The following is a 13660-nucleotide window of genomic DNA, read 5'->3' as shown; positions in this document are numbered from 1 at the left end:
ACCCGGCTGCAACGGCCGGGTGGTGACCCGAGGAGCCACTCTTGGCTGCTGAGCTGCACGTCGAGCTGGTCGCCGCGGACCGCAGTGTCTGGTCCGGCGAGGCCACCCTGGTCGTCGCGCGTACCACGTCCGGCGACATCGGCGTCATGCCCGGTCACCAGCCGCTTCTCGGTGTGCTGGAGTCGGGCCCGGTGACGATCCGAACGAGCGAGGGCCCAACCGTAGTCGCGGCTGTGCACGGCGGTTTCATCTCGTTCGCGGACGACAAGCTGTCGCTGCTGGCGGAGATCGCCGAGCTGGCGGACGAGATCGATGTCCAGCGCGCCGAGCGTGCGCTGGAGCGTGCGAAGTCGGAGACGGACGGCGCCGCCGAGCGTCGCGCCGATGTCCGACTCCGTGCGGTGGCGGTGCGTTAAGCACCCCGCCGAATGTTTTTATCCTCAGCCGCGGCCCGAGCTGGATCTCTCCAGACCGTGCCGCGGCTGAGGCGATGCAGGTGCAGGTGCAGTCCGGGTGGTATCCGTTACTCGACGATGCGAGGAGGTCGGTGGAGATGGTCCTCGCTTTGTGGGTGTGCGGCCTGGTCGTCGTACTGGTCGCGGTGGGTCTCTTCGTCTTCGGCCTGCGCCGGCGGCTGATCCAGCGATCCGGCGGGACGTTCGACTGCAGCGTGCGGTGGAACGTGCCGGCCGAGCCCGATCTCTCGGGCAAGGGCTGGGTGTACGGCGTCGCCCGGTACAGCGGCGACAGGATCGACTGGTTCCGGGTCTTCTCGTACGCTCCCCGGCCCCGCCGGGTTCTTGAGCGTTCCGCGATCGAGGTGGTCGCCCGGCGGCTTCCCGAGGGCGAGGAGGAGCTGGCGCTGCTCTCCGACGCCGTCGTGCTCGGCTGTCTCCACCGCGAGACCCGCCTGGAGCTGGCGATGAGCGAGGACGCCCTCACCGGTTTTCTCGCCTGGCTGGAGGCGGCGCCGCCCGGCCAGCGGGTCAATGTTGCTTGAGAAAGGGCCTCGCCGGTAACGGGTCCCCCCGGATGAGGTCCGGGGAGGGCGAGCCTGGCCCGAGGCCCCTTGTGCCGGAGGCCCCTTGTGCACGGGCACGACCACGGGACGTACGGGCACGGCAACGGGCACAAAGAGGAACCGGGGAGACAGGGGGCGGACCTGTCTCCCCGGCTGCTTTTCGGGGTTACGCGCTGTTCTGCACGAGGACCGCGGTGACTACCTCAGGCCGCTGTCGATCGCGCTGACGAGTTCACCGTTGCTGGTGTCCCCGCTGAACTCCCAGAAGAACGCTCCCTTGAGGCCCTGGTTCTTCACGTAGGTCATCTTTCCGGCGATGGTGGCCGGGGTGTCGTAGCTCCACCAGTTGCTGCCGCACTTGGCGTAGGCGGTGCCGGCGATGGTGCCGGTGGACGGGCAGCTGGTCTTGAGCACCTTGTAGTCCTCGATGCCCTGCTCGTACTTGCCGGGCGCGGGACCGGTCGCCGTGCCGCCCGGGGTGGCCTGGGTGACGCCGGTCCAGCCGCGCCCGTAGAAGCCGATGCCGAGGTTCAGCTTGCTGCCCGCGATGCCCTTGCCCTTGAGCTTGGTGATCGCGGCGTCGCTGTTGTACCCGTCCAGCGGGATGCCGCTGTACGAGGTGAGCGGGGAGTGCGGGGCGGTCGGTCCGTCCGCGTCCCAGGCGCCGAAGAAGTCGTACGTCATCACGTTGTACCAGTCGACGTACTGGGCCGCGCCCGCGTAGTCGGTCGCGTCGATCTTGCCGCCCGACGAGGCGTCGGCGGTGATCGCCGCAGTGACCAGGTTGGAGCTGCCGAACTTCGTCCGCAGCGCGGAGACCACGTTCTTGAAGGCCGCGGCGCCGCTGCTGTCACAGGACAGACCGCAGGCGTTGGGGTACTCCCAGTCGATGTCGATGCCGTCGAAGACATCGGCCCAGCGCGGGTCTTCGACCAGGTTGTAGCAGGAGTTGGCGAAGGCGGTGGGGTTCTGCGCGGCCTGGGTGAAGCCGCCGGACCAGGTCCAGCCGCCGAAGGACCAGAGGACCTTGAGGCCCGGGTGCTTCTTCTTCAGCTCGCGCAGCTGGTTGATGTTGCCGGCCACCGGCTGGTCCCACGTGTCGGCGGTGCCGTCGACGCTGGAGGCCGCGTCGTAGGTCTTCTGGTAAGCGGCGTAGGCGTCGCCGATCGCGCACTGGCCGCCGGTGACGTTGCCGAAGGAGTAGTTGATGTGCGTGATCTTGGCGGCGCTGCCGCTGGTCTCCAGGTTCTTGACGTGGAAGTTGCGGTCGTAGACGCCCCACTCGGTGAAGTAACCGAGCTTGACCTTGCTGCCGGGATCGGGGTTTCCTCCGCCGCCCGTGGTGTGTACGGCCACCGAGCCGCTGGCCGGGCCCGTCTGGTCGGCGGTGTCACGCGCCTGGATCGTGTACGAGTAGTCGCTGCCGGCGGTCAGCCCGCTGTCGGTGTAGGTCAGGCCGGTGACCGTGGTGACCTTGTTGCCGTTGCGCAACACGTCGTAGTTCTTGATGCCGTTGTCGTCGGTGGCGGCTGTCCAGGTGAGCTTCACACCGGTGTCGGTGATGTTGCTCGCGGTCGGAGTGCCGGGTGCGGAGGGGGCGTTGTCGCCGGGGACGCTGCCGCCGTCACAGGAGGCGCCGTTCACCTTGCAGCCGGTGGGGGCGCCGGGGCCGGCGCCGTTGAAGCCGAAGCTGACGCTGGCGCCGGGGGCGACCGCACCGTTCCAGCCGACGTTCTTTGCGGTCCAGTGGGTTCCGGAGCTGGTGACAGTGGCGTCCCAGGCGGACGTGACCGACGTGCCGGAGGGGAAGTCCCACTCGATGGTCCAGGAACTCAGGGCGGTGGTACCGGTGTTCTTCACCGTCCACTGGCCCTCGAAGCCGGTGCCCCAGTCGGACTTCTTGACGTAGGTGGCGGTCGCCGAGGTGGCGGCCTGGGCCGGAGTGGCCAGTCCGACCATTGCGGCGAGGGGGAGCAGTAGTGCGGTGAGGCCCGCCATCGCCTTCGTGCGGGTGGTGGTGGCCAGGCCGAATCTGAATCTGGTTCGACGTAGGGGGGTTTCGGTGCTCAACGGTGCTCCTCGGGTGAGGTCCGGACAAACGGGGGTGGTCCGTGGACTGCAACCCTGCGCCGCCCTGAGCACGCTTTGTCATGGCGCGCTCACCGCAGTGTGTTCGGTGAGGTTAGGAAGGTCTGGACCAATCGTCAAGAGGTCTGGACCAAAGATCGGAAGTAAACCTCACATGCCCAACTCCTGTGCCGGAACCGCCGCTTGGGGCCGGTTGCGCAGCCCGAGTGTCGCGGCAACCGGCTGACGTGCCCTTCAATCAAGCGGAATGGGCCCGTCCGGCGGCTGAGCACATCTGCCGAGCCGGACGGCCCCCCCTTCCTACCGCTCGCCGCCCGGCACCCACAGCACGTCGCCGACTTCCTTGTTCGCCGTCCTCGCCAGGATGAACAGAAGGTCGGAGAGGCGGTTGAGGTAGGTCGCCGTCAGTGCGTTCATCACGTCACCGTGCACCTCCAGCGCCGCCCAGGTGGACCGCTCGGCACGCCGGACCACCGTGCACGCCTGGTGGAGCAGCGCCGCCCCCGGCGTACCGCCCGGCAGGATGAAGCTCCGCAGCTTCTCCAGGTGCTCCAGGAAGTGGTCGCAGTCCGCCTCCAGCCTGTCGACATAGTTCTGCTCGACCCGCAGCGGCGGATACTTCGGCTTCTCGGCGACCGGCGTCGACAGATCCGCGCCCACGTCGAACAGGTCGTTCTGCACGCGGACGAGGACCTTCACGACCTCCTCCGGCAATTGGCCGAGCGCGATCGCCGTACCGATGACGGCGTTGGCCTCATTCGTGTCCGCGTACGCCGAGATCCGCAGATCGGTCTTGGCGGTGCGGCTCATGTCCCCGAGGGCGGTGGTGCCCTGGTCGCCGGTACGGGTATAGATGCGTGTCAGATTGACCATGCGGCCGAGCCTATCCGGGCCCGTTCCCGCTCCGGCGGTCCGGAACGCGGGCGGACGCGCACACCACGAGGACTTCACGGCTTCCTCGGCGGCAGGGTGCTCAACTGCGCGCGGCGCGCCACCGAATGACGTGTACCGGTGTGATGTCCGTCATGTGAGACGTGACGCGTATCTCTTCGCCGCCCCAGCGCGCCTCACGGGTACTAATCTCCGCCGGAGAGCATGTGAACAAGCGTTACGAATATGTCCGGGGAGCCGTCGTGGACGTCGGCCGTCGAGGACTGACACAAAGGGGTGCGAACGTGGCCAGGAAGCTCGCCGTCATCGGGGCCGGACTCATGGGGTCCGGTATCGCGCAGGTCTCCGCCCAGGCGGGCTGGGACGTCGTGCTGCGTGATGTCACCGACGAGGCCCTGGCCCGTGGGCGCGACAGCATCAAGGCCTCGTACGACAAGTTCGTCTCCAAGGGCAAGCTGGAGGCGGCCGACGCCGACGCCGCGCTGGCCCGCATCACCACGACCACCGACCTCGACGCGGTCGCCGACGCGGATGTCGTCGTCGAGGCCGTTTTCGAGAAGCTCGAGGTCAAGCACGAGATCTTCCGGGCCCTCGACAAGATCGTGCGGGACGACGCCGTCCTCGCCTCGAACACCTCCGCCATCCCGATCACCAAGATCGCGGCCGTCACGGAGCGTCCGGAGCGCGTCGTCGGTGTGCACTTCTTCTCGCCGGTCCCGATGATGCAGCTCTGCGAGCTGGTGCGCGGCTACAAGACGAGCGACGAAACGCTCGCCACCGCACGGGAGTTCGCCGAGTCCGTCGGCAAGACCTGCATCGTCGTCAACCGTGACGTCGCCGGGTTCGTCACCACCCGGCTGATCTCGGCGCTGGTCGTCGAGGCCGCCAAGCTGTACGAGTCGGGCGTCGCCACGGCCGAGGACATCGACATCGCCTGCAAGCTGGGCTTCGGCCACGCCATGGGCCCGCTCGCGACGGCGGACCTCACCGGCGTCGACATCCTGCTGCACGCCACGTCCAACATCTACACCGAGTCGCAGGACGAGAAGTTTGCCGCACCCGAGCTGATGCGCCGGATGGTGGATGCAGGTGACATCGGCCGCAAGAGCGGGCAGGGCTTCTACACCTACTGATCGTTCTCGGCCCCTGGGCGACTGATCTGCCGTCGATCACGCCCGGGGGAGACGGGGGTCACTCCCCGGCTGCGGTGGTCCTCGAGTGGGCCGTTGTCACTCCACGGAGTGAATTCGGTATCGGTTCGCTTACAGACGGAAACTTCCCTGTCGTTGCCGCAGTCAGTTGAGGCAGAGACAGAAACAGACAGACGACCGTGCCATGGAGCATTTCCGGGGAGCGAATATGCACATCAGGGGCGACCATGCCGAGCTGGTCGTCGGGGGCCGCCTCGACGTGCGCAGCGCGGCGGACGCCCGTACGGTCCTGCATTCGGCCCTTGACGACGGGGTCGGCGACCTGATTCTCGACCTGACCGAGCTGGACTCCTGGGACGCCACCGGTCTCGGTGTCATCATGGGCGCGCACCGCCGGGCCGGGCGGGCCGGACGGCGGCTGGTGCTCCGTGGTGTGCCGCCACAGATGCAGCGCCTGCTGGTGGCGACGAGACTGCACCGCATTCTGGCGATCGAAGGCGGAATCGCCGCGGACTCCCTGCCGCGGGTTTAGCACGGGCGCAGGGGCGCTCGTCCCCTCGCTCGAACCCGCACAATCCTCACGAGACCGTGACGTCCTGGACGGCGCGGCACCCCGATGGTTTGTAGATACTGTGCGAAGGTTTAGGGTTCGGCCGTCCGCCGATTGACGGAACCCATGCGGCGGACACCGGACCAGAAGCGACAGCAGGGCGTGCGAGGCCGGGAGGGGCAACCGTGCGCGACGCGTCTGGGGGGTTTGGCGATGGACTCGACACACCGGGGGCCGGAAGTTTTCGGCCATGACAATGACGGCTACGGCGAGGACACCGGCCGACGGCGGTCCCGCGACCCGCTCACCGAATTCGGTCAGCAGTCGCCGCAGCAGGCTCGCGTCGTGCAGCTCTTTCCCGGCGACTTCCTCCTCACCGTCAACCCGGTCGACGGCAGCGAGGTCGAGCTGTGCCCGCCGGGGGAGCAGCCCGCCACTCCGGTCCGCCGCACCCCCGCCGAGCGCACCGACCGCGAGCGCGCCGCCGCACCACCCGTACCGCCGGGACCTCCCTCCCCCCAACTGCCGCTCCTGGAGCGTGCGGAGGAGCGTGAGCGGCTGGTGCGCCTGCTGGCGCGCGGCCGCTCGGTGCGGCTCACCGGACCGGCCGGGTCCGGACGCACCGCGCTGCTGAACGCCGTCGCCGCCGACTGTGCGGACCTCGCACCGGACGGGGTCGTACGGCTCTCCGGCCACAAGCGCACCGCCACTGACCTGTTGTACGGGCTCTACCAGGCGGTCCTCGACGCACCGCTGCTGCGCCCCGACCGCGCCGCCCTCCTCGAAAAGGTCCGGGGCATCGGGGCCGTCGTCGTCCTCGACGACCTGGAGTTCGGCGGGGCCGCGCTGGAGGAGCTGCTCGACGCGACGCCGGAGTGCGCGTTCCTGCTCGCCGCGACACCCGACGTCGCCGCACCCACCGCCGACTCGCACCTCGAAGAGGTCTTCCTCGCCGGGCTGGGCCGCAGCGCCTCGGTCGACCTGCTGGAACAGGTCGTCGAGCGGTCGCTCACCGAGGACGAGGCGAACTGGGCGGGCGACCTCTGGTTCGAGTCCGAGGGGCTGCCGCTGCGCTTCGTCCAGGCGGGCGCCCTGCTGCGCCAGCGCGACATGCTGCGCACCGACCCCACCGCGTACGACGAGCACGGCTACTTCGACGGCCGGCCCGTCGACGATTCCTTCGACGCCTTCGGCCAGGACGCCGACGCCGACGGCCACGACGTACCGCTGCCCAGCCTCGGCGAGGGCGCCGCGCCCGCCGCGCTGCTCGCCTCCCGGCTCAGCGAGCCCGCGCGCGACACCCTGCACTTCGCGGTCGCACTCGGCGGCGAGGTGCCCCACCAGGCGCATCTGCCGGCCCTCGTGGGGGACACCCACGCCGATGCCGCGCTCGGCGAGCTGGCCGGCTGCGGAATGCTCTCCCCGGCCGGTTCCCGCTACCGGCTGGCCGCCGGTGTCCTCGCCCAGCTGGAGGCCGCCGGATACGGCGAGGACGCGGCCGACCGGGCCCGTACGGCGGCCCAGCACTACGCCTGGTGGTCCGGGCATCCCTCGGTCACCCCTGCCCGCGCGGTCGTCGAGGCCGACGCGATCATCGCGGCCATGACCCAGCTGGTCCCCGGCGACGGGGCCGGACAGACCAGCGCAGCCGTGCTGCTGGCCCGCAGCGCGGCCCCCGCCTTCGCCGCCGGGCTGCACTGGGGCGGCTGGGAGAAGGCCCTGCGGCTCGGCCAGGAGGCTGCCAGGATCGCCGGTGAGGTCGCCGAAGAGGCCTACTTCCACCACGAGTTGGGCGTCCTCGCGCTCTGCACCGGCAATCTCGACCGGGCCAGGGCCGAACTGGAGGCCTCGATCGGTATGCGCGGCGCGCTCGCCGACAAGTCCGGGGCGGTGGCCGGACGGCGCGCGCTCGCCCTGGTCGCCGACCGCTCCGGCGGACAGGTGTCCGGCGGCCGCCCGTCGGGCGAGGAGGTGCCGGCCGCGCGGTACGAGGAGTCGCCGCGGCTGCCCGTCGTCGTACCTATGAGCGCGCCGAAGGCCGCGCCGCGTACGTCCGAGGACGAGACCGCGCTGATATCCCGGGTCGCCCCGCCGGCAGGCACCGGTGCGTCCGGCGGCCGCAAGGCTGCGCTGCTGGGCGGCGCCCGGCGCAATCTCGTCGCGGCGGGCGCGGGTGCCGCGCTGGTCGCTGTGCTCGGCACGGTGGTGACGCTCGGCATGACGTCCAGCAGCGACGCCCGGGACGGCGGTGGCGTCACGACCGAGCAGCCGGCCGACGAGGGCGACGGCGACAGCGGGCTCCCGGCCGACGAGCCGACGGACGCCTCGACACCGGGCAAGGCCTCGTCCAGCGGGAGTCCCTCGTCGCCGGGGCCGTCCGGCAGTCGGAGCACCCCGAGCGGCAGCGGTGCGCCGTCCACGGGATCGACCGGGCCGAGCGACAGCCCGTCGTCATCGGGCAGGCCGTCGACCGGGAGGCCCAGCACACCGGGCACGCCCACCAAGTCGCCGACCAAGTCCCCCACCAAGCCTCCGAGCGGGACACCCACGCAGTCCCCGACCCCGACCCCGACGGACAGCCCCAGCCCGACCGAGACGCAACCGGAACCGACCACGCCGGACACGTCCGTCTCGGCGAGCGGTCCGTCGGCGACGACGAGCGAGTCCGGCACCACGGCGGGGCCGACGGTGGCCTGAGACGGGACCCGTACGAACAGGAACCCGTACGCGCAAGGCCCCGGACCGCCGATGTGCGGTCCGGGGCCTTGCGTATGCGGGGGACGGCGTCAGAAGAGCCGCAGCTTGTCGTCCTCGATGCCGCGCATGGCGTCGTAGTCGAGGACCACACAGCCGATTCCGCGGTCCGTCGCGAGCACCCGGGCCTGCGGTTTGATCTCCTGCGCCGCGAAGATTCCCTTCACCGGGGCGAGATGGGGATCGCGGTTGAGCAGCTCCAGGTAGCGGGTCAGCTGCTCCACACCGTCGATGTCACCACGGCGCTTGAGCTCGACGGCGACGGTCTTCCCGTCGGCGTCCCGGCACAGGATGTCGACCGGGCCGATGGCGGTGGGGTACTCGCGGCGGATCAGGGTGTAGCCCTCGCCGAGGATCTCGATCCGGTCGGCGAGCAACTCCTGCAGGTGCGCTTCCACGCCGTCCTTGATGAGGCCGGGGTCGACGCCCAGCTCGTGCGACGAGTCGTGGAGGATCTCCTCCATCGTGATGATCAATTTCTCGCCCGCTTTGTTCACCACGGTCCAGACGCCTTCGGTGTCGTCGGCGCCCTCCTTCAGTGTGCAGGGCGGTGACATCCAGTTGAGGGGTTTGTACGCCCTGTCGTCGGCGTGGATCGAGACGCTCCCGTCCGCCTTGACCAGGATGAGACGGGGAGCGGAGGGCAGGTGGGCCGTGAGCCGGCCCGCGTAGTCCACGGAGCAGCGGGCGATGACGAGACGCATGGTCGGCAACGCTACTCGACGACGGGTGCTCCACGCGATTCTCCCTCCGGCAACCCACCACCACCGCCTGCCACAGCCTTTCCCGCCCGCGGGCTTGCCCCTCTTTGCGCACCTTCGTTATTGGCCGGTTGTGTTCCCAATCTCCTGGTGCGGCCCGGACTGCGCCCTTACCGTGGAAGCAGGAGGTCGCCGTGTGTGTACGCTGCGTCGCCGTCCTCCTTCCCTGCCCGTAAGGCCCCGGCCGTCCGCCGGGGTCGCGAGAGGAGAACCCATGTCGCTCGACGTCTCACCGGCGCTGTTGGAACAGGCCGAGCGAGGCGAGGTCGACGAAGCCGACTTCGTCGACTGCGTCCGGACCTCCCTGCCCTACGCATGGGAGATGATCAGCTCTCTGGTGGCCCAGCTGAAGGTCGACGGCGGAGAGTTCGCCGACAACCAGACGCCGCCGCCGGACGAGCAGGCACGTGGTCAGCTGTTGCGTGCGCTCGCGAGTGATGCGATACGCGGCGCGCTGCAGCGGCACTTCGGGGTGCGCCTGGCATTCCAGAACTGCCACCGCGTCGCGGTGTTCCCGCTGGACGCCTCGGTCGACGAGCGGTTGGCCCGATTCACCTCGGTGAGAGGTCAGTTGCTCAACCAGTCGCCCGAACTACGGGACTGCTGAACGCTTCTGCTGTCGCTCCGGGCCGCGGGAGGTGCAACTGGCTCCGGGGCGGCAGCTCCCCGTACTCATACGGGTGTTCATGTCAGGAGTGGCAGTACCTCGGTGCCCAGCCGCGCTACGTTCTCCTCCGTGGCCGCGAGATCTCCCGAACCCTCCGCCAGGAGCGCGAACCTGGTGATGCCCGTCCGCTCGGCGGTGGCGGCGAGCCGGTCGGCCGCGAGCCGGGGCGGGCCCACCGGATGAAGACTGCACAGCAACTCCGTATACGCGACCGGATCGCGCATCACCCGGTGCCTGCCGTCGACCGTGACATGGGCGTCGAGCCCCTGCCTCAGCCAGCCCGGCATCGCCTTCACGAGCGTCTCCACGGCCTCCTCGCGCCGGTCCGTGATCTGGGCGACGCCCGCGGAGACATGGCCCGCGTCCCGGACGCTCTCCGGGGAACGGCCGGCGGCGAGGGCGGTGGAGCGCCACAGGGCGACCATCTCGGCCTTCTCCTCGTCCCCGCAGTGCATGCCGAGGAGCATCGGCAGGCCGTTCTCCGCGGCGAGCTTCACGCTCTTCGGCGAGGTGCACGCGACGATCACCTCGGGGCCGCCCGGCCCCTGTGCGGTGTCCTCGCGGTGCTCGTCGAGCAGTTCGTCGGCGCGGGGGACCACCGCGACCTCCCGGAAGCCGAATCGCTCCCCACGGCCCGCCACACGCGGTTTGCTCAGCCAGTCGAGCAGCAGCTCCAACGACTCGGGGAAGCCGTTCTCGTAGGCCTCCAGGCCCCCTCCGAACACCTCCAGATCCACCCAGGGGCCGCCCCGTCCCACGCCGAGGGAGAACCTGCCCCCGCTGGTGAGATGGAGCAGCGCGGCCTGCTCGCCGAGCGCCACCGGATGCTGGGACGGCAGCACGCTCACCGCCGTACCGACCCGGATTCTGCGGGTGCGGCCGAGCAGCAGCGCGGCCAGGGTGACGGCGGACGGGCAGACCCCGTACGGCACGAAATGATGCTCGGCCAGCCAGACCGAATCGAGTCCGGATTCCTCCGCGACCTCGGTGGACCGGATCGCGCGATGCAGCGCTTCACCCGGCCCCTGGCCCGGAAACTGGGCTGCCAGTACAAACGTTCCCACGCGCATCGCCAATTGCCTCCTTGTGGCCGACGCGGCTCTCCCCTATAGGCAACAACGTCTGACACGTGCCAAAGGCACGGTCCACGGCGAAGTTGTTGCGATTTTCCGGTAACCCGGTCCTGTCCCGGTCCCGTTCCGGGGCCTCCTGGACGCCTGCCCCGTCCGAATGGCCCTACGCTGGACGGGAACTGCCCGCCCGCCCAGTGAGGTGTCACGTGTCCCCGCGCCGCAACCGCCCCCGAGGCGGCGAGAGTCCCACCGGCAGCGCAAGCGAGGCGTTCGAGCGGTACGGCGGGGGCGGGCGCGCAGAGGAGTGGCAGGGCGAGCAGTGGTCGGTCCGCCCGGTGAGCGGCGCGAGCGCGGCGGGCAAGCGGTACCGCTGCCCCGGCTGCGACCAGGAGATCCCGTCCGGCGTTCCGCATCTCGTGGCCTGGTCCGAGTACGGCGGGATCGACGACCGCAGGCACTGGCACAAGGCCTGCTGGAATGCGAAGGACCGCCGCACCACAAGGGTGCAGCGGTCCAGGAACGCGCCGCGCTACTGAGCTGCGCCGGCCGGTGACCGGTCAGACGTCGCGCCTGTCCAGCGACACATAGGCGCCGATCATGGCCACGGCCGTGACGCCGAGGATGATCCAGAGCGGCTCCCAGCCGGACGGCCCCGACGAGGCGACCGACGCGTCGTAGAACGCGCCGAGCTGGCTGGGGATCGAGTACTCGAAGAGCGCCTGCTGCACGTCGGCGAGCGACTGCGAGAACATGAACATGGCCAGCACGAGCGGCAGCAGCACCACGGCGATCATGATCGTGATCGCGCCGGCGGAGTGCCGGATGAGGGCGCCCACCGCGAGCGACAGCAGCCCCAGCGTCGCGATGTAGAGGCCGACACCGACCGTGGCGCGCAGCCAGTCGCCGCCGGTCGGCTCCATGCCGCCCAGCATGGCCGTCTGCAGCACCGCGACGAGCGCGGTCGTCACGGTCGTGATGACGAAGGTGAGCAGGAAGAAGACGACCGCCTTCGCGGTCAGCACCCGGCCGCGGCTGGGGCAGGCCGTCAGCGTCGTACGGATCATGCCCGTGCCGTACTCGGAGGCGATGGTCATCACGCCGAGCGTGATCACGCAGATCGAACCGAGGAGCACCCCGAAGAAGCCGAGGCTGAGCACGGGGGTGTTGCCGAGCTCGGCATCGGACGCCTCGACGGCCACCGCCGACAGCAGGCCGATGCCGAGCAGCAGCACGATCATGATGCCGAGCGTCCACATCGTGGAGCGCACGGAACGGATCTTGGTCCACTCGGAGGCGAGCGCGTCACCGAGGGTGGCACGCCGCTGCGGGATCGGCGAGGCGTAGAGGCCGGCGGATGCCCCCTGCCAGTTCTGCTGCGGGGCCGGGGGATACTGCTGCGCCTGCTGCTGGTACGGCGCCTGCGGGGTCGGCGGCGTTGTCATCGGGCGTCCTCGCTGGTGTCGCGCTGGGTCGGGTCTGCGGGGCCGGCGGCGGGCACGGCCGGGGCGGCTGCGGCCGGGGCGGCCACGGGGGGCGCCGCGTACGGGTTCTGTCCGGGCGGCGGCGGGGCGTACCAGCCCTGCTGCGGCACCTCCTGGACGGGCGGCTGCGCGTACCCGCCGCCCATCATGGGCTGCTGCAGCCCGGCCTTCTGGTCCACCGTCGAGCGGTAGTCCACGGCGCCCTGCGTCATCCGCATGTACGCCTCCTCCAGCGAGGCCTGGTGCGGCGAGAGCTCCCACAGCCGGACGTCCGACTCGTGCGCCAGATCGCTGATCCGCGACAGCTGCAGCCCGGTGACGCGCAGCGCCCCGTCCGGCTCCGACATGACCCGGCCACCCGCCTCGGTGATCGACGCGGTCAGCTTCTCCCGCAGCTCCGGCTGCGCGTCAGGGACCCGCACCCGGGCGAAATCGGCCGAGTTGGCGGAGATGAAGTCCTTGACGCTCATATCGGCGAGCAGCTGCCCACGGCCGATCACGATCAGATGGTCGGCGGTGAGCGCCATCTCGCTCATCAGGTGGCTGGAGACGAAGACCGTGCGCCCCTCTGAGGCGAGCATCTTCATCAGGTTGCGGACCCAGAGGATGCCCTCGGGGTCGAGACCGTTGACCGGTTCGTCGAAGAGCAGCACCTGCGGGTCGCCGAGCAGTGCCGCCGCGATCCCGAGCCGCTGCCCCATGCCGAGCGAGAACCCCTTGGACCGCTTCCTCGCGACCTCCTGCAGACCGACGACGCCGAGCACCTCGTCGACCCGGGCGGCCGGAATTCCGGCGAGCTGGGCCAGCGAGAGCAGGTGATTGCGGGCGCTGCGGCCACCGTGCACCGCCTTGGCGTCCAGCAGCGCACCCACCTGGCGCGGGGCGTTCGGCAGGCTGCGGAAGGCGTGCCCGCCGATCGTCACATGGCCCGATGTCGGACGGTCCAGGCCGAGCATCATGCGCATGGTGGTGGACTTGCCCGACCCGTTGGGACCGAGGAATCCGGTGACGGCACCCGGCCGCACCTGGAAGGAAAGGTTGTACACGGCCGTCTTCGCGCCGTAGCGCTTGGTCAGGCCGACTGCCTCGATCATGCTCCAGCCCCATCGACTTATCTGTCGTCGGGGCCCAGGCCGACCGGCCGCACGCCCCCCGTAAGAGTTAGGAGGATATCCAGGCCTTGACGGTTCCGGCCAAGCCGTTGCAGGGGTGCGTCACCCACG

The 13660-nt window shown here is 70.1% G+C and carries 13 protein-coding genes; 7 read left to right on the top strand and 6 right to left on the bottom strand.

Annotated elements, in window-relative coordinates; all coding sequences use genetic code 11:
* Window positions 1-41: 41 nt before the first annotated feature.
* Together OHA88_RS17595 and OHA88_RS17590 are read left to right on the top strand one after the other, a co-directional pair.
* A complete protein-coding gene (locus OHA88_RS17595; protein ID WP_030915989.1) occupies window positions 42-416 on the top strand; it encodes a F0F1 ATP synthase subunit epsilon in 375 nt (124 codons plus the stop codon).
* A 137-nt stretch (window positions 417-553) separates the two neighbouring features.
* Complete coding sequence (locus OHA88_RS17590; RefSeq protein ID WP_313939226.1) at window positions 554-1000, top strand: DUF2550 domain-containing protein; 447 nt, start codon at window positions 554-556, stop codon at window positions 998-1000.
* A gap of 219 nt (window positions 1001-1219) precedes the next feature.
* Here OHA88_RS17590 and OHA88_RS17585 read toward each other — a convergent pair whose 3' ends face one another.
* Window positions 1220-3091 carry a glycoside hydrolase family 18 chitinase gene (locus tag OHA88_RS17585; RefSeq protein WP_328626229.1) on the bottom strand — a complete coding sequence of 624 codons (1872 nt, stop codon included), beginning with the start codon at window positions 3089-3091 and terminating at the stop codon, window positions 1220-1222.
* A 318-nt stretch (window positions 3092-3409) separates the two neighbouring features.
* Complete coding sequence (locus tag OHA88_RS17580) at window positions 3410-3982, bottom strand: cob(I)yrinic acid a,c-diamide adenosyltransferase (RefSeq protein ID WP_326605800.1); 573 nt, start codon at window positions 3980-3982, stop codon at window positions 3410-3412.
* Window positions 3983-4284: 302 nt separating this feature from the next.
* Here OHA88_RS17580 and OHA88_RS17575 point away from each other — a divergent pair, with 302 nt between their 5' ends.
* The 3 genes from OHA88_RS17575 to OHA88_RS17565 all read left to right on the top strand — a co-directional run bounded on the left by OHA88_RS17575 (window position 4285) and on the right by OHA88_RS17565 (window position 8398).
* Entirely contained in the window at window positions 4285-5133 is an 849-nt protein-coding gene (locus tag OHA88_RS17575; protein WP_267001764.1) for a 3-hydroxyacyl-CoA dehydrogenase family protein, read from the top strand.
* A 226-nt stretch (window positions 5134-5359) separates the two neighbouring features.
* The gene (locus tag OHA88_RS17570) at window positions 5360-5683 is read left to right on the top strand and encodes an STAS domain-containing protein (protein ID WP_030916001.1); all 324 of its coding nucleotides are present in this window, start codon (window positions 5360-5362) and stop codon (window positions 5681-5683) included.
* Between the two features lie 231 nt (window positions 5684-5914).
* Window positions 5915-8398: an ATP-binding protein gene (locus OHA88_RS17565; RefSeq protein WP_328626228.1), complete on the top strand. Its 2484-nt coding sequence runs from the start codon at window positions 5915-5917 to the stop codon at window positions 8396-8398.
* Between the two features lie 89 nt (window positions 8399-8487).
* On the opposite strand, the gene nucS is transcribed toward OHA88_RS17565, so the two are convergent.
* Window positions 8488-9159 (bottom strand): endonuclease NucS, encoded by a 672-nt coding sequence (gene nucS, locus OHA88_RS17560; RefSeq protein WP_030971518.1) that lies wholly within the window; start codon window positions 9157-9159, stop codon window positions 8488-8490.
* Between the two features lie 271 nt (window positions 9160-9430).
* On the opposite strand from nucS, the gene OHA88_RS17555 reads away from it, so the two are divergent.
* Window positions 9431-9823, top strand: a complete 393-nt coding sequence (locus tag OHA88_RS17555) for an SCO5389 family protein (RefSeq protein ID WP_030971516.1) — start codon at window positions 9431-9433, stop codon at window positions 9821-9823.
* Window positions 9824-9900: 77 nt separating this feature from the next.
* Here the strand turns inward: OHA88_RS17555 and OHA88_RS17550 are convergent, their stop codons facing one another.
* Window positions 9901-10953: an LLM class flavin-dependent oxidoreductase gene (locus OHA88_RS17550; RefSeq protein ID WP_326605802.1), complete on the bottom strand. Its 1053-nt coding sequence runs from the start codon at window positions 10951-10953 to the stop codon at window positions 9901-9903.
* 209 nt (window positions 10954-11162) lie between these two features.
* Here OHA88_RS17550 and OHA88_RS17545 point away from each other — a divergent pair, with 209 nt between their 5' ends.
* The gene (locus OHA88_RS17545; protein ID WP_328626227.1) at window positions 11163-11492 is read left to right on the top strand and encodes an ATP/GTP-binding protein; all 330 of its coding nucleotides are present in this window, start codon (window positions 11163-11165) and stop codon (window positions 11490-11492) included.
* Window positions 11493-11513: 21 nt separating this feature from the next.
* Here OHA88_RS17545 and OHA88_RS17540 read toward each other — a convergent pair whose 3' ends face one another.
* The gene (locus tag OHA88_RS17540; RefSeq protein ID WP_328626226.1) at window positions 11514-12398 is read right to left on the bottom strand and encodes an ABC transporter permease subunit; all 885 of its coding nucleotides are present in this window, start codon (window positions 12396-12398) and stop codon (window positions 11514-11516) included.
* The gene (locus OHA88_RS17535; RefSeq protein ID WP_328626225.1) at window positions 12395-13531 is read right to left on the bottom strand and encodes an ABC transporter ATP-binding protein; all 1137 of its coding nucleotides are present in this window, start codon (window positions 13529-13531) and stop codon (window positions 12395-12397) included. Before OHA88_RS17535 ends, OHA88_RS17540 begins: the two co-directional genes overlap by 4 nt.
* Window positions 13532-13660: the final 129 nt, after the last annotated feature.

It is taken from the genome of Streptomyces sp. NBC_00353 (genome assembly GCF_036108815.1).
In the GTDB taxonomy this organism is placed as follows: Bacteria; Actinomycetota; Actinomycetes; order Streptomycetales; family Streptomycetaceae; genus Streptomyces.
The sequence above is the reverse complement of the archived record's forward strand: the minus strand, read 5'-3'. Positions and strand labels throughout refer to the sequence as shown.